20 protein-coding genes are annotated in these 22,409 nt (G+C 44.2%); 14 read left to right on the forward strand and 6 right to left on the reverse strand.

Annotated features, from left to right (window positions below; translation table 11 throughout):
* Positions 1-176 precede the first annotated feature (176 nt).
* On the forward strand, positions 177-1,187 hold the full coding sequence (locus tag PNC201_RS01630) for a metalloprotease (protein WP_102055963.1): 1,011 nt from the start codon (positions 177-179) through the stop codon (positions 1,185-1,187).
* A gap of 30 nt (positions 1,188-1,217) precedes the next feature.
* Here PNC201_RS01630 and PNC201_RS01635 read toward each other — a convergent pair whose 3' ends face one another.
* Entirely contained in the window at positions 1,218-2,531 is a 1,314-nt protein-coding gene (locus PNC201_RS01635; protein ID WP_102055964.1) for a short-chain fatty acid transporter, read from the reverse strand.
* 220 nt (positions 2,532-2,751) lie between these two features.
* Between PNC201_RS01635 and PNC201_RS01640 the strand changes: the two genes are divergently transcribed.
* Positions 2,752-2,979, forward strand: a complete 228-nt coding sequence (locus tag PNC201_RS01640) for a hypothetical protein (RefSeq protein WP_010376621.1) — start codon at positions 2,752-2,754, stop codon at positions 2,977-2,979.
* Between the two features lie 3 nt (positions 2,980-2,982).
* Here PNC201_RS01640 and PNC201_RS01645 read toward each other — a convergent pair whose 3' ends face one another.
* Positions 2,983-3,927, reverse strand: coding sequence for an AEC family transporter (locus PNC201_RS01645; RefSeq protein WP_233525200.1), 945 nt, complete (start codon positions 3,925-3,927; stop codon positions 2,983-2,985).
* Between the two features lie 62 nt (positions 3,928-3,989).
* Between PNC201_RS01645 and PNC201_RS01650 the strand changes: the two genes are divergently transcribed.
* Complete coding sequence (locus tag PNC201_RS01650) at positions 3,990-4,358, forward strand: YacL family protein (RefSeq protein ID WP_010376624.1); 369 nt, start codon at positions 3,990-3,992, stop codon at positions 4,356-4,358.
* A 308-nt stretch (positions 4,359-4,666) separates the two neighbouring features.
* Here PNC201_RS01650 and PNC201_RS01655 read toward each other — a convergent pair whose 3' ends face one another.
* Positions 4,667-5,368, reverse strand: a complete 702-nt coding sequence (locus PNC201_RS01655) for a 2OG-Fe(II) oxygenase (RefSeq protein WP_088531994.1) — start codon at positions 5,366-5,368, stop codon at positions 4,667-4,669.
* A 29-nt stretch (positions 5,369-5,397) separates the two neighbouring features.
* On the opposite strand from PNC201_RS01655, the gene PNC201_RS01660 reads away from it, so the two are divergent.
* Positions 5,398-5,796, forward strand: coding sequence for an acyl-CoA thioesterase (locus tag PNC201_RS01660; protein ID WP_102055968.1), 399 nt, complete (start codon positions 5,398-5,400; stop codon positions 5,794-5,796).
* On the opposite strand, the gene PNC201_RS01665 is transcribed toward PNC201_RS01660, so the two are convergent.
* Both PNC201_RS01665 and uvrA read right to left on the reverse strand, forming a co-directional pair.
* Complete coding sequence (locus PNC201_RS01665) at positions 5,777-6,871, reverse strand: hypothetical protein (RefSeq protein WP_102055969.1); 1,095 nt, start codon at positions 6,869-6,871, stop codon at positions 5,777-5,779. The two genes, PNC201_RS01660 and PNC201_RS01665, sit on opposite strands and share 20 nt — an antisense overlap.
* A 50-nt stretch (positions 6,872-6,921) precedes the next feature.
* A complete protein-coding gene (uvrA, locus tag PNC201_RS01670; protein WP_102055970.1) occupies positions 6,922-9,744 on the reverse strand; it encodes an excinuclease ABC subunit UvrA in 2,823 nt (940 codons plus the stop codon).
* 180 nt (positions 9,745-9,924) lie between these two features.
* Between uvrA and PNC201_RS01675 the strand changes: the two genes are divergently transcribed.
* The 4 genes from PNC201_RS01675 to PNC201_RS01690 all read left to right on the forward strand — a co-directional run bounded on the left by PNC201_RS01675 (position 9,925) and on the right by PNC201_RS01690 (position 14,690).
* Positions 9,925-10,671, forward strand: coding sequence for a substrate-binding periplasmic protein (locus PNC201_RS01675; RefSeq protein ID WP_010605950.1), 747 nt, complete (start codon positions 9,925-9,927; stop codon positions 10,669-10,671).
* Between the two features lie 139 nt (positions 10,672-10,810).
* Complete coding sequence (locus PNC201_RS01680) at positions 10,811-12,178, forward strand: MFS transporter (RefSeq protein ID WP_102057836.1); 1,368 nt, start codon at positions 10,811-10,813, stop codon at positions 12,176-12,178.
* 17 nt (positions 12,179-12,195) lie between these two features.
* Entirely contained in the window at positions 12,196-12,849 is a 654-nt protein-coding gene (gene ssb, locus PNC201_RS01685; protein ID WP_010376633.1) for a single-stranded DNA-binding protein, read from the forward strand.
* A gap of 254 nt (positions 12,850-13,103) precedes the next feature.
* Entirely contained in the window at positions 13,104-14,690 is a 1,587-nt protein-coding gene (locus PNC201_RS01690; protein ID WP_102055971.1) for an EAL domain-containing protein, read from the forward strand.
* Positions 14,691-14,711: 21 nt separating this feature from the next.
* On the opposite strand, the gene PNC201_RS01695 is transcribed toward PNC201_RS01690, so the two are convergent.
* Positions 14,712-15,623 (reverse strand): 1-aminocyclopropane-1-carboxylate deaminase/D-cysteine desulfhydrase, encoded by a 912-nt coding sequence (locus PNC201_RS01695; RefSeq protein ID WP_102055972.1) that lies wholly within the window; start codon positions 15,621-15,623, stop codon positions 14,712-14,714.
* A gap of 300 nt (positions 15,624-15,923) precedes the next feature.
* Between PNC201_RS01695 and PNC201_RS01700 the strand changes: the two genes are divergently transcribed.
* The 6 genes from PNC201_RS01700 to rng all read left to right on the forward strand — a co-directional run bounded on the left by PNC201_RS01700 (position 15,924) and on the right by rng (position 22,403).
* The gene (locus PNC201_RS01700) at positions 15,924-17,936 is read left to right on the forward strand and encodes an SUMF1/EgtB/PvdO family nonheme iron enzyme (RefSeq protein ID WP_010605945.1); all 2,013 of its coding nucleotides are present in this window, start codon (positions 15,924-15,926) and stop codon (positions 17,934-17,936) included.
* Between the two features lie 67 nt (positions 17,937-18,003).
* The gene (locus PNC201_RS01705) at positions 18,004-19,047 is read left to right on the forward strand and encodes a rod shape-determining protein (RefSeq protein WP_010376642.1); all 1,044 of its coding nucleotides are present in this window, start codon (positions 18,004-18,006) and stop codon (positions 19,045-19,047) included.
* On the forward strand, positions 19,047-19,889 hold the full coding sequence (gene mreC, locus PNC201_RS01710) for a rod shape-determining protein MreC (protein WP_010376644.1): 843 nt from the start codon (positions 19,047-19,049) through the stop codon (positions 19,887-19,889). The genes PNC201_RS01705 and mreC overlap by 1 nt, the downstream gene beginning before the upstream one ends.
* Positions 19,882-20,361: a rod shape-determining protein MreD gene (gene mreD, locus PNC201_RS01715; RefSeq protein ID WP_010376646.1), complete on the forward strand. Its 480-nt coding sequence runs from the start codon at positions 19,882-19,884 to the stop codon at positions 20,359-20,361. The genes mreC and mreD overlap by 8 nt, the downstream gene beginning before the upstream one ends.
* The gene (locus PNC201_RS01720) at positions 20,361-20,927 is read left to right on the forward strand and encodes a Maf family protein (RefSeq protein ID WP_039492943.1); all 567 of its coding nucleotides are present in this window, start codon (positions 20,361-20,363) and stop codon (positions 20,925-20,927) included. Before mreD ends, PNC201_RS01720 begins: the two co-directional genes overlap by 1 nt.
* Positions 20,928-20,930: 3 nt before the next feature.
* Complete coding sequence (gene rng / locus PNC201_RS01725; protein WP_010376650.1) at positions 20,931-22,403, forward strand: ribonuclease G; 1,473 nt, start codon at positions 20,931-20,933, stop codon at positions 22,401-22,403.
* Positions 22,404-22,409: the final 6 nt, after the last annotated feature.

Consider the following 22,409-nt stretch of genomic DNA (forward strand, 5'->3'; position numbering starts at 1 on the left):
TCTAGTACAAATAATTTAAAGTGCTCAAATCTCAAAACGCTTTAAAAGGTGATTTTTACTCAATTTGAAGCGCAATAATGACACTTTACCTGCATTTTTCTAATTCAGATTTCGGCAGCACTTTATGAAGCGGACGCTTTTAGCGATAATGCCCTAAATGACCTTTGGATCTGAATATGAATAGAGTCGAGCTTTCGCTAGCGGACAAAGCGGTATCTATCTTTTTTAACCAACAACAAGTAGTACAGCTTTTTGTCGAGCAACAAGCGATTACCTTTGAAGAGCAACATAATGGCATTTTCGCGACCATTGATGGACAAGCACTGGCGGTAAATACAGAGCAGTTACCTCAGGGGTTACTTGGTATTGCAGTAAATGGATCTGAGCTTAGGTGGCTCGAAGTGAGCACCGAGACACCTAAAGAAAAACGCAGCTTATTTGGTTTGGCAGCATTGGGCTTAAAGTTATTTAAAAGTGCCAAGGTGGTCAAAGCTGCGTTGGCTGGCGCATCCGTGGCAGGGTACGCATGGCTATTTTCTTGGCAGTTTGCGCTTATGCTTGTGGCTTGCTTAGTCGTTCATGAATATGGCCACGTCCGTGCTATGCGCTATTTTGGGATTAAAACAAAAGGCATCTATTTGATCCCTTTCGTTGGTGGCCTGGCTGTAAGTGACGATAAGATCACGACCCGCTGGCAAGATGTAGTTATTTCGTTGATGGGACCGGCATTTGGTTTGATAACCTCAATCCTTGGAGTGGTGTTGTATTACGCGACAGAGATGGAAATCTTTGCTGGTGTTGCAGTATTAAGTGCGCTGTTGAACTTATTCAATTTACTACCCATTTTGCCGTTAGATGGTGGGCATGTTCTAAAAAGTATAAGCTTTTCAATGCGCTCTTGGGTGGGGTTATTAGCGTGTATGGCAGGAGTATTATTCGGCCTTTGGATAAGTTACACCTTTGGCTTAATCCTACTGGTGATATTCATTTTGATTGGTAGTTTTGAAATCCTGATTGAGTGGCGTGGCCGTAATTATAGTCACTTATTACCTCTTGACCGGTATGGGCAAGTGGTCAGCGCCATTATGTATATAGTTGTTATTACAGGTCATGTTGCGGTAATGATGCATTTTGCTGATTCAGAGAATCCAATACTAAGCTTACCAATGAAAATTTTATCAAGTTAATCTGTGTAAGAAGGTGCATTACGCACCTTCTTACAGGGGCAGCAACAATAAAGTTGCGATAATTACACCCGTTACCAGCAATTGTACTAGGCAAAACCCCATAATATCTTTGGCTTTAAGGCCTGCAATTGCAAGTACCGGGAGTGCCCAAAATGGCTGGATCAGGTTAGTCCAAGCATCACCCCATGCAACGGCCATCGCGACTCTGGCTATGTCTGCATTAAGCGCTTCTGCTGCGGGAATGATAATTGGTGCTTGTACCGCCCACTGACCGCCGCCTGAAGGCACAAATATATTTACAAGGCCTGCACTTAAAAAGCTCCACAGCGGTAATGTCCATTGACTGCTAATAGAAACAAATCCTTGAGATATTTGTTGTGCTAGTCCTGTTTCGACCATCATAGCCATGATCCCAGCATAAAAAGGAAACTGGATCACGATACCGGCACCACCTTGAATTGCTTGTTGTAGGCTATTGAGAATATTTGCAGGGGTTTTGTGTAGCAGCATGGCTAAGAACAAAAACAGGGCTATGACGATATTCAATGTCAATGTGCCTGCATTAAAAATAAAGTAAAAGCCCAAGTAGCTAAGACCGATTGCTCCTCCTAACATACCAAGCCATGAGGCATTTTCTAATTTTGCAGCCGGAGTATTGTGGGTACTGATATCATTACTTTGTTCAATGAGCTTTTCTTTATCAACAATAACTGCGTCATCATCTTTGGGAAGCATTAGTTTATTTATAAGTGGTAAAACGATAAAAATACTGAGTACGATGAGTAGGTTAAATGGTGCAAAGATTGTCTCTGAAGTGGTAACAATACCTATGCTCTTTTCACTAAAGTGCCCCGGAGTTGCGATAGTCAGGGGGACTGAGCCTGATAGGCCTGCGTGCCAAACAACAAAACCAGAGTAAGCACTAGCCACTAACAGGCGATAATCAACTTTCACTTTTCGAGCGATGGCCTTTGCGAACAAAGCCCCGACTACTAAGCCAAACCCCCAATTTATCCAGCTGGCGCTCATCGCAACAAAGGTGGTGAGTATAATTGCTTGAGAGGGAGTTTTAGCTAAGCCTGCGATACGGTCTAGCGCTTTCGCTATTGGAGGGGTAACAGCAAGCATGTGACCACATAATAAAACTAACAACATTTGCATCGCAAAAGTAAGCAGCTTCCAAAAGCCATTACCCCATGCCTCAAGCACCATGACAGGTGTTGCTGGAGTAAACAATGTAGCGAGTACCATCACCAAAAAAGTGAGTAAAAGCACAATCACAAATGGATCGGGTAGATACTTGTCGACTAATTTTGTTAGCGGGGTGGTAAACTTGCCAAGCATAAGACATCCTGTTTTCATTATTATTTTATGCAAATCAAAGTGATTGAATTACGCATCATAATATAGCTAAACTTTAAGCTAAAAGTTAGTGGTTTAGGCTAACTTATAGTGAACAGAAAACAATGAGCTTCATTGGTTTCCTTTAAAATCAAAGTGTTAGGGTTGGCATGAAATCTGATATATTAAAAAGAAAGACTTTAAGTAACTAAGAGAGGTAACTATGTCTGGACAAGGTTCTGGTGGTAATGTAATTGCAGCGATTTGTAACGTCTTTTTCCCTGGCCTTGGTCAGTTGGTTCAAGGTCGTATATTGGCGGCTTTAATCTTCGCAATTGTTGTTGTAGGTGGGTATGCACTGTGGTTTTTATTGGTTCCACCCGTGATTGCAGCCGTTTTCCATTTGTGGGCTATTATTGATGCTGCTAAGTATACGCCGCCTAGGTATTAACGGTTATACCAAAAAGTATAACCACCCAGTCAGGCTGACCATACTCAGCACAGTAGACAGCACAACGGTAGCCGCAAGCGTTGCTTGTTGGCTGTCGAGCTGTCTAGCAACAAGATAGGCATTGACTCCCAGCGGAGAGGCACTCATTAAAGTCACCACCTGAACTTGTTGAGTTGCCAATCCTAAATAAGTGGCAAAGAGATAAACCAATCCCGGTAGTAGTATCAGTTTTACTGTACTTAGCCATATTGCACCCTGTAACTTTCCCCGCACGCCATACTGTACCAAGCTCGCACCCAGAATAAATAGCGCCCCTGGAATGGCGGGTTTTGCCAACCAACTAAAGCTTTCAAGTATTAAGCTTGGTAGCTTTAACCCAACAACGTTTAATATCAAACCACTCGTAATACTTACCACTATTGGGTTTAACAGCAGGGGTTTCACAATATCTACCTTATTTTTGTGTCTTGCTGCCAGTAAAAAAGTCATAAAAAACAGCATCGCACTGTGGAATGTAATAATCATAAATACCATGGCAGCGGCTTGCTCTCCGAGTGCCATTAAGATTATCGGTAATCCGACTAACACGGTATTAGAGTAGGTGCCACTTAATGCTAATGCTGCACTGTCTGCTTTCGAGCGATGTTGCGCTTTAAAGAGAAATAGGTATAAGCCTGCATAAGTCAGAGCGACTGGGAGATAAAAGGATAATAACAAGGAGCCCGTCGCGAGGCTTTCCAGATCTGCTTGCACCATACTGCTAAATAACAGCACAGGAATACATAAATTAAAGATAAAAGTACGCAAGCCATCAAGCTGATTGATGGCGATAAAGCCTATCTTTGCACTTAAAAACCCAGAAATAACGATAAAAATGAGAGGAAATAAGATCTCAACAGGCGACATGCGTTGACCAATAATCGAGTGGTTAAAAGGTAATTCTATCAATGAATGCTTAGCGGACGCCACTTAGGTATAATAAAAGAAGGTGATTTAGTTAAGAAGTAAAGATGGAATATCAGTTTATTCGTGACCCACTTTCTGGGTTTCGAGCTCGCTTAAATGACGAGCACGCGTTGATAGGTCGGTGGCTGAGCGAAGAGCTTGCACATGAGCGTATTGTCAGCCTGCTGACACAGCTTGAAAACCTGCCAAATCAAAAAGAAGAGCTTGTGTTGGCTGGAAAAGAGATCCGCGCCACATTCACGCCGCAAGAAGCATTATTTGAAAGCCACGCTCTGTTTCATGAAAGTGATGACATAGCGCAATACCAAGAAGACGCGCTGGCTTTAGATGAATCGGGTATGATGGCGGTGTGTGGCTATGAAGATTTTTTACCCATGCTGATAGAGTGGGCTGAATTTACCAAAGCTAAATAACCTGAGTTGCGGATAATTAATGCCTTTCTAGCAGCCAGTTTTAGCGCTAACTGCGTTGAATTCACTTCCAATAGCCAGCTATTGGTGCGTAAATTCGCCTTGCCTACAGGATGTAGGTACCTTAGCGAGAGCAGGACGCGGAAGCGGAGTTATCCCCAAAACTCTCTGGCTAGATAAGAAGATAGTTTAAGGTGATTAAAAAACAGTGAGTTAGTCCATTCCTTATCCAAACCTCAGGTTAAATAAGTTCTGTGGGGGCTGTTATCTTTTATGCTTGAGTTCAACAGCCCCTGAAGTATAGCGATAGCTTATTTGGGCGTACCATAGAGTTGCTCTGCTCTATTAAATAACACCCACGAAGTGAGTATATACTTATCATTAGAAACCGGAATATTGCCTCTATGTGTATGTGTAAAATACCCTGGTGCTATCACCATAGAACCTTTTACTGGGGCAATTTTACGCTGCTGATAATAAAACTCGGTCTCGCCACCTTCCTCGACATCATTAAGGTAGAACATAAATAACAGCACTCGGTGTAAGGCTTCATTATGGTCATGTTGAGGGTAGACTTCGCTGTGCCAGTAGGGGTAGCCGCCTTTATTTATTTGATAGCGTTGAGCTTGGATAGCGCCTAAACGAAATAGCTGTTGAGCAAGGACCGGGAGTTGTGGCTTGCCGACTTCTTCAAAGTTATCCACAGTGAGATCGACAGGTTCACCAGTTTTGGGGTGATACACTTTAAGTCCAAATGCACCGATGATCATAAAAAAATGTTCTTCAAGGTACTCAAATAAGTGCTTTGCCGTAACCTGTTGAATGTGTTGTAACTGTTTGGCATAGTCAGGATAGGAATTTAAATAAAGGTCGTGACTGACTTTTTTACTCAAGTCGACACCACCAGATGTAGTCCCCTGTTTTAAATGTGGACTTTGATCGAAGGTCTTTACGAATTCATCGCAAAAGTCTGAACTGAGTGCGTTATCGTAAACGCGAATAAAATCACTCATGTTTTTCCCTAGTTTTTATTGGAGTTATTATGCTGTCTGAAAAGCTTATGCCGCGTTTTTGCGACACAGATGTGCTTGGACATATCAACAATACCGTACTCCCTGTGTGGTTTGAAGCCGCGCGCACACCTATTTTCAAAATATTTACACCAGATTTAAATCCAAAAGAGTGGAAATTGATTGTTGCCAAAGTCGAAGTCACCTTTAAAGGGGAGCTATTTTATGGTCAGGAAGTCGAAATAAAAACGGCTGTTGAACATATCGGCAACAGCTCATTTGTGATTTTGCAGCAGGCTTGGCAGCATGGAGAATGCTGTGCTGAAGGTAACACCATTATGGTGCGATATGACTTTGCGGTTAAGCAATCTCAACCGCTGAGTCAGCAAGAGCGCGATGCGCTAGGCACTTTTATGGTTGCTGCGGCTTAAACTGGTGACCAATTGCCGCTGAAATACAAGGCTTTACTGTATAGGTGTAGCCGTATTCCGCGGCGTTATCCGGCATGATCTCTAAGATCTCATAATCGTTTAATTCAACAATATTACTGCCTTCGCTATGTTCACAGCGTGAGTTTCCGTCAGACTCAAAGCGAAAGATAAAGTAAGCCAATATTTGGTTAAGCACATCGTTATAGTTTTTGCCTTGCTCATGTAAATCTGGGTTAGAATTGTTATTAATAGATACGGTTAACGACTCCGGCTCATCTGCAGTGGACTGTGCTTCATCTTGTTGTGGAGTATCACCACTCATGTCGGCCACTTGTGGTTGAGTTTCCGATGCTCCTTCGTTTTCTTCTTCGGAGTTTGCTGAGCGTGATTCTTTCGCGTTGGCATGGAAAGAAATTCCGTCCTCATCTATTTTGAAATCAGAAGAAAACCCAGTAAATGCGGTTGAAGCACCTGATTTAGCGATGCCGAGCACCAAGAAAGCCAATAAAACAAAACACATGATCAACCTGATGATTGCTGTTGTTGCTGGATAACGATAGTGGTTCTGATGCCAAAAAGGCTTTATACGTAATGGTTTAAGCAGGAAAAGTACAACGACATAGCATGTCATAAAGAGTTGCGCGAGAATCAACAAGAAGGTACTGGTAATAAAAAACCAAGTAGGTAACGATAACAACACACTCAAATTATGTGTGTAAGGGAAATTATCCGTGCTGACCCCAGTTAAATCATTGATACGGCCATCAGCTTGCACTAACACAAAGTTAGCGATAAAGGCATAAAATAACAGTATCAGTGCTTTACCTGGCACACTTTCCCAAAAGATCATGATCCTTGGCCAGAATTCATAACATAGCGCCGTTACTGTGGTTATTAAGATCAAAAAAGCGGTGAAGTTATCATCTTCAGTTTCACTCAAGCTGAACATAAAAATGATAAAACTAACTAAATAATAGCGTTGAGCCAGTGTTAGGCTTTGCCAAAATTGGCCGATGGAAAAGCGCAGCCTTGCTAGGTACGCGGTTAAGTTTTTTGGCGCGAGAAGTTGATGCATAATAAATGAATTTGTAATTATTATGCACCAATAATAGAGACTTTTAGAAATTAAGACAATAAGGGCTTAAGGTACTTACCTGTATGCGAAGCTGCAAAGTTAGCCACCGTTTCAGGCGTACCTGAGACGAGTATTTGACCACCTCCAGCTCCCCCCTCTGGACCTAAGTCTACAATCCAGTCTGCGGTTTTGATGACATCTAGGTTATGCTCGATAACCAACACGGTATTACCATGATCGCGTAGACGATGTAACACCGCGAGTAGCTGCTGAATATCATGGAAGTGCAGACCTGTGGTTGGCTCATCGAGAATGTAGAGTGTTTTGCCGGTATCTCGTTTTGATAGTTCACGAGCGAGCTTAACACGCTGCGCTTCACCACCGGACAAAGTCGTGGCGGCTTGCCCTAAACGAATGTAGGAGAGGCCAACGTCCATTAAAGTTTGTAGTTTGCGATTGATTGCGGGAATCTTATCAAAAAATTCCCGGGCGTCCTCAACTGTCATTTCCAACACTTCGTGGATATTTTTACCTTTATACAGTACTTCCAGTGTTTCACGGTTATAGCGCTTACCAGTACAGACATCACAAGGAACGTAGACATCCGGCAGGAAGTGCATTTCTACCTTGATAACCCCATCGCCTTGACAGGCCTCACAGCGACCACCTTTAACGTTAAAACTAAAGCGGCCAACCTTATAACCGCGTGAACGCGACTCTTGTGTCCCCGCAAATAGTTCACGAATAGCAGTAAATATCCCGGTATAAGTTGCTGGGTTTGAACGTGGTGTGCGACCGATAGGACTTTGATCAATATCGATAACTTTATCGAAGTGATCTAGCCCATGAACTGATTCATATGGTGCAGCTTCTTGCGTTGTTGCACCGTTTAATTCCTGATGAGCAAGTTTGAATAGGGTGTCATTAATGAGGGTAGATTTACCAGAACCAGATACCCCTGTTATGCAGGTCATTAGACCAACTGGTACTTTTAAATCGACACTTTTTAGGTTGTTGCCCGTTGCGCCTTTCAGCTCAAGCCACTTGTCATCACATTGATGACGTTGCGCTGGAACTTCAATGCATTTCTCGCCACTGAGATATTGACCCGTTAATGAGTCTTTACTTTGCATTATCTCATCGCGAGTTCCCTCAGCGACGACATAGCCGCCGTGTACGCCGGCGCCTGGACCTATATCTATGATGTGATCGGCTGCACGAATGGCATCTTCGTCGTGCTCTACCACAATCACGGTGTTGCCAAGATCTCTTAAGTGCGTGAGTGTTTTAAGTAAACGGTCGTTATCGCGCTGATGTAGACCAATTGAAGGCTCATCCAGTACGTACATTACCCCCACGAGACCGGCGCCAATTTGGCTTGCAAGACGGATCCGCTGAGCTTCACCGCCAGATAAAGTATCAGCACTACGCTCCAAAGAGAGGTAGTTTAGGCCTACATTGATCAAGAAAGATAAACGGTCGCGGATCTCTTTGAGTATTTTGTCCGCAATTTGTGCTTTTTGGCCTGTGAGTGCTAAGTCGATAAAAAATTGACTGGCTTCGCCGATACTCATCGTTGTTACAGTTGGCAGGTTGGTCGAGCCGATAAACACATGGCGAGCTTCTTCGCGCAGTCGTGAGCCATGGCAACTTGGACACGCTTGGCTGGTTTGATATTTGGCGAGCTCTTCTCTTACTGAACTTGACTCCGTTTCCCGATAACGGCGATTCATATTGTTTAACACGCCTTCGAACTCGTGATTGCGGGTGATAAGATCGCCTCTGTCATTACGATACTTAAACGCGATTTTAGTTTTGCCTGAGCCTTCTAAAACCACTTTTTGAAATTTACTCGGCAGATCCTGAAATGGCGTTTCTAAATCAAATCCATATTGCTCGGCAACCGAGCTTAACATCTGAAAATAGTAAAAACTGCGTTTATCCCACCCTTTGATTGCACCGCCAGACAAGCTTAGTTCTGGGTTTTGCACTACACGTTTGGGATCAAAGTACTGCTTTACCCCCAAACCATCACAGCTTTGGCACGCACCTGCGGGGTTATTGAAAGAAAACAGTCGTGGTTCAAGTTCGCTCATGGCATAGCCACAAGTTGGACAGGCAAAGTTGGCCGAGAAGATCAGTTCGTCTGCGTCGTTATCATCCATATAGGCGATTTGCGCAATGCCATCAGCCAAATCAAGCGCGGTTTCAAAAGATTCGGCTAACCGCTGCTCAAGCCCTGCTTTGACTTTGAAACGATCCACTACGACTTCTATGGTATGTTTTTTCTGTAACTCTAGCGTTGGTGGATCTGAGAGATCGCACACCTCGCCATCAATACGTGCACGAATAAAACCTTGGCTCGCAAGCTCTTCTAGCAGTTTTACGTGCTCACCTTTACGGTTTTTCACCACCGGTGCAAGCAGCATGAGTTTGCTACCCTCGGGTAGCGCCAACACAGTATCAACCATTTGACTGATGGTTTGTGCGGCTAACGGTAAATCATGCGTAGGGCATCTCGGTTCACCCACTCGGGCAAAGAGTAACCTTAAATAGTCGTATATTTCGGTAATGGTTCCCACGGTTGAGCGTGGGTTATGAGAAGTCGACTTCTGTTCAATGGAAATCGCGGGAGACAAGCCCTCAATGTGATCCACATCTGGTTTTTCCATCAGCGATAAAAACTGCCTCGCGTACGCAGACAAAGACTCAACATAACGACGCTGGCCTTCTGCGTATAAGGTGTCAAATGCTAAAGACGACTTCCCTGAGCCAGAAAGACCCGTGATCACTATCAACTTGTCTCTTGGAATGGTGAGTGAAATGTCTTTTAAATTGTGGGTGCGGGCACCCCTAACTTCTATTTTATCCATACGACCCTTGTGTTTTTTCGTGCGCTGTACTGAGTACGCGATACTAATCCACTAAATTGAAACCTGGATCAGTCAAAGCATGATGTGAAGTGAACAGATTACCGCATCCCGAATACAAAATTAAGTTATCTCTGCTAAACGAACTAAACTTATTAAACCGATCAACTTGGGATATTGATTTTGTATCGACTTTTATTGCTTTTGGCGCTGCTTTGCCAAAATGTCTTCGCCTGTGAGCTGGTGGTACGGTTTGAGAATTATGCTGCGCAGTCTAAGTTAAATGACGACCTTGTTTGGCACGGTATGGATGTTGATTTCGCTAAAGCCTTGTTGGATGAAGCAGGGTGTAGCTATCGTTTCGTAAGTATTCCTTGGGGTCGGGCGCTGAAGCTTTTAGAGGAGGGCGATATCGATCTTATTTTGAGCGTCACAAAAACACCGGTACGTGAACAGTTTGCGCATTTTATTGGTCCTCAACGAATGGAAACGATTGTTTTTGCAATGAACTCAGGCGAGCCTCATCAGCTTGACTCACTTGAGTCGTTATTCCACCTGTCAAAGCCCATCGCTATTCAGCGTAATGCTTATTACGGTGAGGCGTTTACAGCTCGCCTTGCGCGTCGTACCGACAGTGAAACACAATTTATTTATGTACCCGACAATCAGGTAAAATTGAATTTGCTCAAAAAAGGACGGATAGCAGGGTTTTTAGAAGAAAAATTCAACATCCTGTATCAAAGTAAAAATAACCCTGATTTTGAAAAGTTTGCGATTAGCCCGTTGGTTATTAACGAAAACCCAGTATATTTTGCCTTTAGCAAGGCACGCACCTCGAGCGAGCGTTTGCAGCGTTTGAGTCAAGCATTTGAACGGGTTAAACGTAGCGGAAAATTAGATCAGATCACGGCCAAGTACGGCACCAACTAGCGCTTTTTTCTCTCGAAGTAAGCCGTTCAAAATCATGATGGTAACAATCGCATTGCAAAGATCCGTTCGCGCTAGTGTAAGTTAAGAAAAGAGTTTGTTAAACTTGCGCGTGATTTTCGATAGTGATGAATACCGCCTTATGTCTAATGACTCTTTAAATCCAACTGAAAAGCGCGCCGCGATTTCTCTTGCTGGCGTTTTCGCTTTCCGCATGCTTGGTTTGTTCATGCTGATGCCAGTGTTAGCTGTTTACGGCCAGTCTTTACAGGATGTCTCGCCACTGTGGATTGGTTTGGCTATTGGTGCTTATGGTTTGACTCAAGCTGTACTCCAGATACCTATGGGTTGGTTGTCTGATAAGTTCGGTCGTAAGCCAATCATCATTGGTGGGTTGTTGGTATTTGCATTAGGATCCGTTATCGCGGCATTAGCGGATTCAATCTATTGGGTGACATTTGGTAGAGCCCTACAGGGCATGGGCGCGATTGCAAGTGCTTTACTTGCGCTTGCTGCGGATTTGAGCCGTGACGAGCAGCGTCCGAAGGTAATGGCGGTCATTGGCATGTGCATTGGTATGAGCTTTGCTGTAGCCATGTTATTAGGACCAATGATTGCAGCGTCTTTTGGTATCGAAGGGATCTTCTGGCTGACGGCGGTATTGGCAATTGTAGGTATCGCTATCATTACCTTTATGGTGCCAAATGCGGTAAATAAAGCCCCAAAAGGTGACACAATAGCAAGCTTTGCAGATATTCGTCGCTTGGTGCAAAACCCACAGTTACTGAGGCTCGATCTTGGGGTGTTGCTATTGCATTTGACGCTGACTACAATTTTTGTAGCCTTGCCAGGCCAGTTGATCCGTGATGGTCTTGCTGCAGATAGGCACTGGCAACTCTATATTCCGGTATTTTTACTCGCCTTTATTTTGATGGCACCGATGATGATAGTGGCAATCCGCAAACAAAAAGAAAAGCAGACATTCTTGCTGTCTATTGCAATGCTAGTGGTAAGCTCAGTTACTTTGTATTGCTTTGTAGATTCACTGTGGATGATCGCAGGTGCAATGCTGGTCTATTTTATTGCCTTTAATTTTCTCGAAGCAACTATGCCTGCGTTGGTTTCTCGCATAGCTCCAGCAAACCAAAAGGGATCGGCGATGGGAGTATTTTCATCTGGCCAGTTTCTAGGTGCATTTATAGGTGGTGCTTTGGGTGGTATCTTGGCACAAAATTTTGCGGTCGATACGATATTTGCCGCGACGGCCATTATTGGGGTAATATGGTTTGTTATCGCATGGGGCATGCAAGTGCCACCTAAGAGCAAAGCGATCAGCTTAGTTTCTGCTGTAGAAAATGAGCAACAAGCGACGGAATTGGCAGACCAATTGGTTTCATTACCTGGGGTACTTGAGGCCACGGTAGTGAGAGATGAGAATCGTAGCTACCTAAAAGTAGATGATAAAATTTTTGATTTGAAGCAAGCCAAGCAAGTGCTGGGCTTGTCATAGTGTGAGGAGACAATGCCATGGCACGTGGTGTTAATAAAGTAATTTTGGTAGGTAATCTGGGCCAAGATCCTGAAGTTCGCTATATGCCAAACGGTAACGGCGTGGCTAACATCAGCATTGCAACTACGGATAGCTGGAAAGATAAAAACACCGGTCAATTGCAAGAGCGCACAGAATGGCACCGTGTGGTGTTGTTTGGCAAACTTGCGGAAGTTGCGGGTGAGTATTTAAGAAAAGGCTCGCAGGTTTACATTGAAGGTCGTCTACAGACTCGTAAGTGGACAGATCAAAGCGGCCAAGAAAAGTACACAACGGAAATCGTGGTGGACATGGGTGGCCAAATGCAAATGCTAGGTGGCCGTGGCGAGCAGCAGGGTCAAGGTGGCGGCCAGTACCAAGGTGGTCAACAGCAGCAAAATAATTATGGCCAGCAAAGCTATAATCAAGCGCCTCAGCAGCAATATTCGCAGCCACAGCAAAGCCAGTCAAACCAGCAGCAAGGTGGATTCGCACCACAGCAATCGCAACAGAATTCTCAGCAGTCTTCTGGATTCGGTGGCCAGTCTCAAGGTGGCTTTGCACCACAACAGAACCAAAACAATGGTCAATCAGGTGGTAGCTCAAATCCTATGGAGCCACCAATTGACTTTGATGATGACATTCCGTTCTAAACGGTGGTATAGCATCTAAGAAAACCCTAGCATCATGCTGGGGTTTTTGTTTTTAGTGGTATAAATATCTCTAAGAGAATAGTGAAGAGTAAGCTTAGATAAAGCTTACCATCTTGTACGATTATTAAACTTAACGCATTTCTAGTTTTGGCTCAGTTGCTTATCCTTTCTGTACAATTAAAAGCCGCATCTCGCTTGAGTTTTGCACTATTTTGAACAACACTTCAGTTATCTTTCCACCCAATAAAAACATTATGCCAATTCAGCTGTTAGATGGATTTCGTCGTCAGTATCAAAAAAAGCTAGTCGCGGTAAGTTTGACGGTGTTGTTGTGTCTAAATTTCCTTCTTAATCATTTACTACACCTTCAGGTTCACACGCAAGGCGAAGAAGCCGCGGCTGAAATTTCTCAGCTATCAGCTGAAGCTTTTGCTACGGGAGTAAGTGAAATAGCTACGAAGTATGGTTTTTCGTTGTTACCTGTTGCGAATGCAGAAGAGCACCAATTTGTTGCCAATGACCAAACCGTTACCTTGTACCATGAATCTATATGGATAAGTCATGGATATATATTGATATTTTTCAATTTATTGTCGATTGGGCTGGTGTTATTCGTACACCGGTGGTGGTTTTTATACGGTAAGGCTGAGTCGACTTCACATGCGCAGAAGCCTGTGGCTTTACCAGCCCCCGCTCCAGAAGGGCAGTATGCATTATTTGCGTTAATCCATTGGCAGTGCAGTACGCCTAAAGAAGTTGATCTGCAGTTACATTTTCAGCTTGCGCTGGTTAAAGGCGTTGGAGAGTTTGGGACTGTGGCAGTTAAATATCTGGCTTCAGGGGCATTAGCCGTGACAGTAAAGCAGATTGGGGCGACTAAAGGTATGGATTTGGTAAAGCAAATGCACGAAATCGTTTATCGAGTGCTGTTAGAGTTTCGGGGGGATTTATCTCGCAGCAAAGTGAAACTTGGCGCTTGTTTTTATCAGGAAAATAAACAACAGACACAGGTTTATCAGAGCGCAAAATCAGCGCTCTCAATTGCGCAAAATCAAGTGTGGCAACATACTCATCTAGTGCATCTTACAGAGTTATTGGCAAAACGCCTTAACGAAGACGGTGAAGCTTTGCTGAGTTATTTGAAAGCCGGACAGTTTTCCTTATTCTTCCAGCCGTTGTTCGACTTTTTAGCCGAAGACGTAATTGTAAGCGAAGCGCTACTAAGAGTGACTCACAAAGAAATGGGGCGAATTTCGGCCAAGCAGGTGATGCAACACCTTTATACTCCAGAGCAATTTCAGTTTCTGGATAGAGCGATAGTGAAGCAGGTGTTGTCTGTTTATGAGCAGGAAAGGAGTTTTGGTAAGGTAAGCATTAACTTACATATTTCGAGTTGGGTGGATAGTCAGTTTATTGAGTGGCTCGAGGGGCAGCTAATTGCGTCTCATAGCGGGGCGGCAATTGGGTTTGAACTTAGCATAGAAGAGGTCTATCAACATGGAGAACGTTTGCTAGCGGCTTTTGATAGGTTGAATCGACTTGGGTGCGATATTTATTTGGATAACGTTACACAAGCTCTTACGCTAGGGCGCACACCGCTTGCCGAGTTGGTAAAAGCTATCAAGCTCAGCTGCGAGCTGGTACACGGCATTGAAAAGTCTGCGTATCGTAAACGCACAGTTAAGCAAATAGTCGCTCAAGCAAGAAGCTTGGGTATTCCCGTGTATGCAGTGGGGATTGAAACCGTTGCTGAATTGAGTTGTATCAAAGGGCTTGGAGTGAAAGGGGCCCAAGGGCATTATTTTTCCGCACCGTTACAACAGCTCGCTGATATTCACTAAAACGCTAACCGCATGAGCTGATTAGGCCGACTTTTTATTAGTCAAATATCTCAAACCATCTAATCCTTGTAAGCCGCCGGTATGGATTGCGGTGATCACACTGCCTCTTTTGAAGTATCCTTGTTGAGCCAAAGTGAAAATGGCGTAAAACAGTTTACCAGTATAAATAGGCTCAAGAGGCAAACGATATTTTACCTTCATTTCATGACAAAAACTCAGCAATTCAGGTGTAGTCTTGGCGTAACCTCCGTGGTGAAAATCATGGAGTAGCTGCCATGGCGCGCAGCGCTGAGCTGTGATTAATTCATGTATCTCCTGTGCTAGGTATTCAGCACCTCTTAGTACCGTAACGCCTAGAACCTGCGTGTGATTAGGTAATCCCGAGATTAGTCCTGCCACTGTGCCGCCACTACCTACAGCCGTCATGACATAATCACTTTGAGGCAAGGAATGCGCTAACTCTTCAACGCCTTGCAGTGCAAGTGCATTAGTGCCGCCTTCTGGTATGAGATAAGCATTATTAAACTTGGCTTGCAGAGTTTGAATGTATTCAGGCTGATTTCTTTGCCGATATTCGACTCGACTCACGGGATGAAGTGTTAGCCCGCAAGCGCTTGCCATTTTTAGCGTTGGATTGCGCCAGTCAATCTCTGGGCCTCTAACAATTAAGTGACCTTTGATTGCGAAAAGTTTGCACGCCATGCTAGTAGCATATAAGTGATTGGAAAACGCCCCGCCAAAAGTGACTAACTCTTCAAGGCCAGCTTGCTTTAGGTGGAGTATATTGTATTTTAGCTTACGCCATTTGTTTCCTTGGATCACCGGGTGGAGCAAGTCATCACGCTTAACCTGCAACGTTAAACCGTATTTTTCCAATGTCGGGTGGTGAATAGTTTGGATCGGTGACTCGGCGATATTGGTGATGGTTTGCATGATGAAATCAGTCTGATATTTTGCACACTATAATAAAATAACCCGAGCGTTTCACTCCAGAGGTTATCATACATCCTTGATTACCTACCTTCTATTTTGGACTTGAATTAGTAACACATCGCGATGTTAGAGAAAAATAGACAAAATCTCAGCTAAAAACTGGCAAGACGCTGGTTAATAGTTGTAAACTCAGATATTAATTGTGCAAAGCTTGTGTTTTACTTTGTAAGTACATAGCATAGAGCCCTAACTATAAGAAATAACAAGACCAAACAATTGCCGCTGTTGGGAATGGAACATATGCGAATTGCTCCTTTAACTTTTATTGTCTCGGCCTCGATCCTGGCCATGGGTACTGTTGCTCAAAGCGCTATGGCGCAAGATACTGCAACGGTCACTGCCATCGAGTCTGAATTGTCTAACAAGCAAAGCGAATTAGACAGATACTCGGTCGTTTTAGAAAAACACCTAGCAGAGGAAACGCGTCTGCAGTCTCAACTTGAGTTATTGAGAAAACGTTCAGGTGAGTTAGACAAAGAAAAAAATCAGGCCTTAGACGCAATGAATGAGTTGTATCGTCGGCTAATTGATGATCCTTCCATTGATATTTCTTCTGCGCAAACGCGGTATCAACAAGCTGTGACAGATCACAAGCAGAACAAAGAAGACATTGCGATGCAAATTGCGGCGATTGCATCACAACGTAAAGATATTGAGCAAGTCCGTGTGACTAAGCACACCTTAGTAAATACGCTTGAAAACTTAAAAGATCAGCTTGGCACAGCGCGAGTAGAGCGACTACGTAATGAGTTTACTCGTGAAGGTACACTAGAAGTAGATCACACGATTAACTGTAAACGCACAGAGACCTTGGCGGCTTGTGAACAGCGTGGTCAGCAAATGGGGCTTCAAAAAGCAACCAAGCGCTTTATTGACCAGATTTTTGCAAACCTAACCGAGAGTCGTGTTGTTGAGCCAAAACGCAATATGGCTGGCGCGCAGGTTCAAGTGGTTAGCAGCCATGTTGTAAATAGTGGGTTTAGTGGACAAGGCAACTACAACGTTAACCTCAGTGTGACGATGCGTGGTGATGTAAATAGCAGCCGCTTATGTAACTTGTTGAGCTTAGACAATCGTTATTGTGCTGAGTATGGCACTCCGCTTGCCGTAAATTACCAGTCGAACTACTCGACAGTCTACAGTGATAACCAACTGACTTTTTCGGACGAACAAAGTGAGCCGGTTGAAGTTGCGACTATTACAAAGCAGCCCGTCGTGGAGACCCCTCTTGTAAAAAAGTCACAAACGGCTGATAAAACAGTCGAGTTAACTTTAAGATCAAATGTTTACGACGACGAAGTATTTATTAATGGAGTCAGTTACGGCGCGACAAAAACGACAGTAGCAATTCCTGCTGGATTTTATGATGTTGAGATCCGGAAATTAGGTTATGAACCTTATAAAGCACGCATTAACCTACGAGCTGCGCAAACCATTAATGCGAAATTGGTGAAGAAACGCCAATCGGTAACGTCTGTTGTAACGAAAAAGCCTGAGCCTGAAGCGCAACAAGTACAAGTGGTCGCCGTAGCAACCACCGAAAATAAGCTCGCTATTATCCCTGCGGGCACTTTTAAAATGGGCGACCTGACGGGTAATGGTTTACCAAATGAGCGTCCCGTTGTTGAAAAAGTGTTGAGCCATTCATATGCCATGCAGAGCACTGAGGTTACAGTGGCGGCTTTTCGCCGTTTTGCGCAAAGCACAGGATATAAAACCTTAGCCGAACAAGGTAAAGGCTGCGCATACTATAAAAATGGCGAACCGGTTTGGGAGCTTGAATATAATTGGGAAAACCCAGGTTACGAGCAATCAGATAATTTTCCCGTTGTGTGTGTTGCCTATGACGATGCCAAAGCATATGCCAACTGGTTATCTGGTGAAAAAGGGCAGCAATTTAGATTACCCAATGAAGTTGAATGGGAATATGCGGCGCGTGCAGGCACTGCATCTGAGTACCCATGGGGTAATGAAATCGGAAGAAACCTAGCTAATTGTGGTTGGTGTGGCAGTGAGTGGTCTAATAAAAGTCCTTCACCAGTTGCCCAATTTTCACCGAATAGCTATGGCTTATATGATACTGTAGGAAACGTTTGGGAGTGGACGCAAAAGCGTGCTTCTCAGAGCGATGTTACAGTGCGTGGCGGTGCATGGAACTTCGCGCCGAGTTTGGCTCGAGTGTCAACTCGCTTAGCGTTAGCGCCAGATTTTAGAGCGAATTATATAGGTTTTCGACTTGTTCGAGAGCGATAAGTAGTAAATTAAGAGCAGCAGGTGATGCTGCTTTGTTTGACAGAATTCTGAAAGGTCACCCAGCCTCATGTTTAAAAAATTACGCGGATTATTTTCTAACGATCTCTCTATCGATTTAGGGACGGCAAACACACTTATTTATGTAAAAGAAGAAGGCATCGTACTGAATGAGCCATCGGTGGTGGCAATTCGTCAGGAGCGAGCTGGTGGCCCAAAAAGCGTTGCATCAGTGGGTACTGCGGCTAAGCAAATGCTAGGTCGAACGCCGGGTAACATCAAAGCTATTCGCCCGATGAAAGACGGGGTGATTGCAGACTTCTATGTAACAGAAAAAATGTTACAGCACTTTATCAAACAGGTGCACAATAATAACTTCATGCGTCCAAGCCCTCGTGTACTTATTTGCGTACCTTGTGGTGCAACGCAAGTTGAAAAGCGTGCTATCCGTGAATCCGCAATGGGTGCTGGTGCACGTGAAGTGTACTTAATTGAAGAGCCAATGGCTGCTGCAATTGGTGCTGGCCTACCAGTATCTGAAGCAACGGGTTCAATGGTTGTTGATATAGGTGGTGGTACGACGGAAGTGGCGATTATCTCACTAAATGGTGTTGTTTATTCGTCTTCAGTACGTATCGGTGGTGATAAGTTTGATGAAGCGATTATTAACTATGTACGTCGCAACTTCGGAAGCCTGATTGGTGAAGCGACGGCTGAGCATATCAAACATGAAATAGGCTCAGCGTTTAAGAGTGAAACGCCGATTGAGATTGAAGTTCGCGGCCGTAACTTAGCTGAGGGTGTGCCACGCTCTTTCACACTCAACTCACATGAAATCCTAGAAGCGTTACAAGAGCCTTTGATGGGGATAGTAAGTGCAGTAATGGTTGCGCTAGAGCAGTCGCCACCAGAGCTTGCCTCTGATATTTCTGCCCACGGCATGGTATTAACAGGTGGTGGCGCATTACTCAAAGACTTAGACCGTTTGTTGATGGAAGAAACCGGTATTCCAGTGGTGGTTGCCGATGATCCATTAACTTGTGTGGCAAGAGGTGGTGGTAAAGCGTTAGAGATGATAGACATGCACGGTGGTGACGTATTTAGTTACGACTGATGAATTTATTATTTGGCCGAACCGTTCCCTTACAACTGCGACTTACTGTCGCAGTTGTGCTTAGTATTATTCTGATCATTGGTGACCGTTACACAGTTGGTGGGACTATGGTGCGAACCAGTTTAAACACTTTGGTCAGTCCGCTACTGTACGTTGCTAACATTCCTTATGAAGCGTTCAACTTGGGCCTGAAAAGTCTCAATACCAGAGAAAAGCTGCAACAAGAAAACCAAGCACTCAGAGAAAAACAATTAATACAGAGTGAGCAATTACAGCAACTTCAGTTTTTGCAAAAAGAAAATCAAGAATTGCGCGCCTTATTAGGTGCTTCGGCTAGGGAAACCAATCAACGTTTAATATCTCAAGTGTTGTCTGTTCATTCGAACCCTTATAGTCATCAGGTGGTGATTAATCGCGGTACTATTGATGGGATAAGCGAAGGGCAGGCTGTTATTGACGAAATGGGCATTGTTGGGCAGCTAACTCAAGTCGGTACAACGACCTCAAGAGTGCTGCTTATGACAGATACCACCCATGCGACACCGGTCAGAATATTGCGTAATGACGTTCGCACTGTGGTTGAGGGGACGGGTAAAATCAATAATGTTCGCCTTGCTCATGTACCGCATAGCATGGATATTCGCATTGGCGATGTGTTGGTCACTTCCGGGCTTGGTGGTACTTTCCCTGAAGGCTATCCGGTGGCTGTAGTTACTGAGATAGACCGAGACGAAGGCCTACCATTTGCACAAGTACAGGCAGAGCCGATTGCACAACTAGATCGCATTCGCTTACTCGTGGTGTTAGGTAAACGCAGCCAAGAGGCAATAAATCATGAGTAAACATAGCAACTTATTGATTGCATTGAGTGTCTTTGTTGCGTTAATCATGGCACTTATGCCGTTGCCTTTTTCACTTGAACCATTTCGTCCTGACTGGGTATTATTGGTGTTGATGTACTGGTCTTTGGCCGTCCCTCACCGTGTGAATATTGGTTGGGCTTGGATGACCGGCCTAATAATAGATTTAGCGATGGGCGCGCCACTCGGGGTGAACTCGTTGACCTATTCCATTTGTATTTATATTACCGCCAGCAACTTTCAGAAAATTCGTAATTTCTCCATCTGGCAGCAAGCAGTGCTGATCGGGCTATTTCTCGCGCTCTATCATTTGTTACAATTTTGGCTTAATCATTTCTTGCTTGATATCTACTTTAACCCGCATTATCTGTGGCCTGCGGTTACGGGCATGGTGTGCTGGCTGTGGATATTCCCACTGCTGAGAAAATATCGTAGACAGTTTAGGATCAGATAATGTCTATCTCTTTATATTTAGCTTCGGCTTCTCCACGTCGCAAAGCGCTACTTTCTCAGCTGGGCTATTCGTTCGAGCAATTTAGTGTTGATGCTGATGAAAGTCCGCTAGACGATGAAAGCGCATTACAGCTTGTGGAGCGTTTAGCGTGTTTAAAAGCGCAATCAGGTGTGGCGCTAGGGTATACCGACAAGCCGGTTCTTGGCAGTGACACTGTGGTTGTCATTGACGGAGAAGCGCTTGGTAAGCCTCGTGATAAAGCGGATTTCAAAGCGATGATGCAGCGCCTTTCTGGTCATACGCATCAGGTGATGACGGCGATTGCACTTGCAGATACAAGCAAAGTACTGAGCGATGTGATTGTGACCAATGTGACTTTTAAAACGCTAAGCGAAACTGAAATTGATGCCTACTGGGACACCAACGAGCCGCAAGATAAAGCCGGTGGTTACGGGATCCAAGGGGTAGGTGGACGCTTTGTAACTGAGATCCAAGGTAGCTATTTTGCAGTTGTCGGCTTACCTTTATATGAGACAGACGAATTAATTCAACGGTTTTTAAAATAAAATATGAGTAGCGAACTACTAATCAATGTCACCCCAAGTGAAAGTCGCGTAGCCTTAATCGAAAATGGGGTGCTGCAAGAAGTTCAAGTTGAACGGATCGGTAACCTAGGCATCGTCGGTAATATTTATCTTGGCAAAGTAAGCCGAGTTCTTCCTGGTATGCAGGCTGCTTTCGTGGACATCGGCTTGGAAAAAGCGGCATTTCTACATGCGTCAGATATCGTGAACAGCGCTTCTATCGAAGAGGGGGTGGCCGAGTCCCCAGTTAAGAAAGTGCAGGACATTCGTGAGCTGGTGAAACAAGGCCAGTTCATTATGGTACAAGTAGTCAAAGATCCGCTTGGCACAAAAGGCGCTAGGCTGACGACGGATATCACTATTCCCTCACGTTATTTGGTGTTTATGCCTGATGCGACGCATGTGGGAGTGAGTCAGCGTATTGAAACCGAACAAGAGCGTGACCGGTTAAAAGAGATCGTTGCACAATATAATGACGAAAACGGTGGTTTTATCGTTCGTACCGCTGCTGAAGGCGCTTCGGAAGCAGAGTTACAGCATGATGCGGAGTTTTTGAAAAAGCTTTGGCAGAAAATTGTAACGCGCCGCCGCAAAACGAGCAAAGCAAAAATTTTGCATGAGGATCTTACCTTAGCATTTCGCACCTTGCGTGATTATGTTGGTGAGGACATGGAGCGTATCCGTGTTGACTCAAAGTTAACTTACCAAGAGCTAAAACTTTTCACTGAAGAGTTTGTTCCCCAGCTCGCAAGTGCACTTGAGTATTACCCAGGTGAGCGTCCCATTTTTGACTTGTTTGATGTTGAAACTGAGATCCAAAAGGCACTACATCGAAAGGTTGAGTTAAAGTCTGGTGGCTACCTTATCATTGACCAAACAGAAGCAATGACAACGGTTGATGTCAATACTGGCGCGTTCGTTGGCCATCGTAACCTCGAAGAGACGATTTTTAATACTAATGTTGAAGCAACGTCAGCAATTGCGCGGCAACTAAGGTTACGAAACCTTGGTGGTATCATTATTATCGACTTTATTGATATGGTATCTGACGAGCATAAACGCCGAGTATTGCACTCTTTAGAAACTGCGTTGTCTAAAGACCGAGCGAAAGCCAATATCAATGGACTCTCTGCACTTGGTCTTGTAGAAATGACCCGCAAGCGCACGCGCGAAAGTCTAGAGCATATTCTTTGTGATGTGTGTCCATCTTGCTCCGGTCGTGGTTCACTAAAAACGGTCGAAACCGTTTGTTATGAGATCCTACGGGAAATCGTGCGTGTGAATCGTGCTTATGATGCCGACAAGTTTATGGTTTATGCCTCGCCAGCAGTGAGCGAAGCCTTGATCAACGATGAGTATCATAATTTAGCTGAGCTTGAATTATTTATTGGTAAGCAGGTTAGCATTCAAACTGAGAGCTTATATAGCCAAGAGCAGTTTGACGTAGTAATGATGTAAAGGGTA

The sequence above is a fragment of the Pseudoalteromonas sp. NC201 genome, assembly GCF_002850255.1.
Classification (GTDB): domain Bacteria; phylum Pseudomonadota; class Gammaproteobacteria; order Enterobacterales; family Alteromonadaceae; genus Pseudoalteromonas.

Excerpts from the sequence above, each read along its gene's own strand:
- PNC201_RS01630 (WP_102055963.1), top strand. The coding sequence starts at position 177 with ATGAATAGAGTCGAGCTTTCGCTAGCGGACAAAGCGGTATCTATCTTT.
- PNC201_RS01635 (WP_102055964.1), bottom strand. The coding sequence starts at position 2,531 with ATGCTTGGCAAGTTTACCACCCCGCTAACAAAATTAGTCGACAAGTAT.
- PNC201_RS01640 (WP_010376621.1), top strand. The coding sequence starts at position 2,752 with ATGTCTGGACAAGGTTCTGGTGGTAATGTAATTGCAGCGATTTGTAAC.
- PNC201_RS01650 (WP_010376624.1), top strand. The coding sequence starts at position 3,990 with ATGGAATATCAGTTTATTCGTGACCCACTTTCTGGGTTTCGAGCTCGC.
- PNC201_RS01655 (WP_088531994.1), bottom strand. The coding sequence starts at position 5,368 with ATGAGTGATTTTATTCGCGTTTACGATAACGCACTCAGTTCAGACTTT.
- PNC201_RS01660 (WP_102055968.1), top strand. The coding sequence starts at position 5,398 with ATGCTGTCTGAAAAGCTTATGCCGCGTTTTTGCGACACAGATGTGCTT.
- PNC201_RS01665 (WP_102055969.1), bottom strand. The coding sequence starts at position 6,871 with ATGCATCAACTTCTCGCGCCAAAAAACTTAACCGCGTACCTAGCAAGG.
- uvrA (WP_102055970.1), bottom strand. The coding sequence starts at position 9,744 with ATGGATAAAATAGAAGTTAGGGGTGCCCGCACCCACAATTTAAAAGAC.
- PNC201_RS01680 (WP_102057836.1), top strand. The coding sequence starts at position 10,811 with ATGTCTAATGACTCTTTAAATCCAACTGAAAAGCGCGCCGCGATTTCT.
- ssb (WP_010376633.1), top strand. The coding sequence starts at position 12,196 with ATGGCACGTGGTGTTAATAAAGTAATTTTGGTAGGTAATCTGGGCCAA.
- PNC201_RS01690 (WP_102055971.1), top strand. The coding sequence starts at position 13,104 with ATGCCAATTCAGCTGTTAGATGGATTTCGTCGTCAGTATCAAAAAAAG.
- PNC201_RS01695 (WP_102055972.1), bottom strand. The coding sequence starts at position 15,623 with ATGCAAACCATCACCAATATCGCCGAGTCACCGATCCAAACTATTCAC.
- PNC201_RS01700 (WP_010605945.1), top strand. The coding sequence starts at position 15,924 with ATGCGAATTGCTCCTTTAACTTTTATTGTCTCGGCCTCGATCCTGGCC.
- PNC201_RS01705 (WP_010376642.1), top strand. The coding sequence starts at position 18,004 with ATGTTTAAAAAATTACGCGGATTATTTTCTAACGATCTCTCTATCGAT.
- mreC (WP_010376644.1), top strand. The coding sequence starts at position 19,047 with ATGAATTTATTATTTGGCCGAACCGTTCCCTTACAACTGCGACTTACT.
- mreD (WP_010376646.1), top strand. The coding sequence starts at position 19,882 with ATGAGTAAACATAGCAACTTATTGATTGCATTGAGTGTCTTTGTTGCG.
- PNC201_RS01720 (WP_039492943.1), top strand. The coding sequence starts at position 20,361 with ATGTCTATCTCTTTATATTTAGCTTCGGCTTCTCCACGTCGCAAAGCG.
- rng (WP_010376650.1), top strand. The coding sequence starts at position 20,931 with ATGAGTAGCGAACTACTAATCAATGTCACCCCAAGTGAAAGTCGCGTA.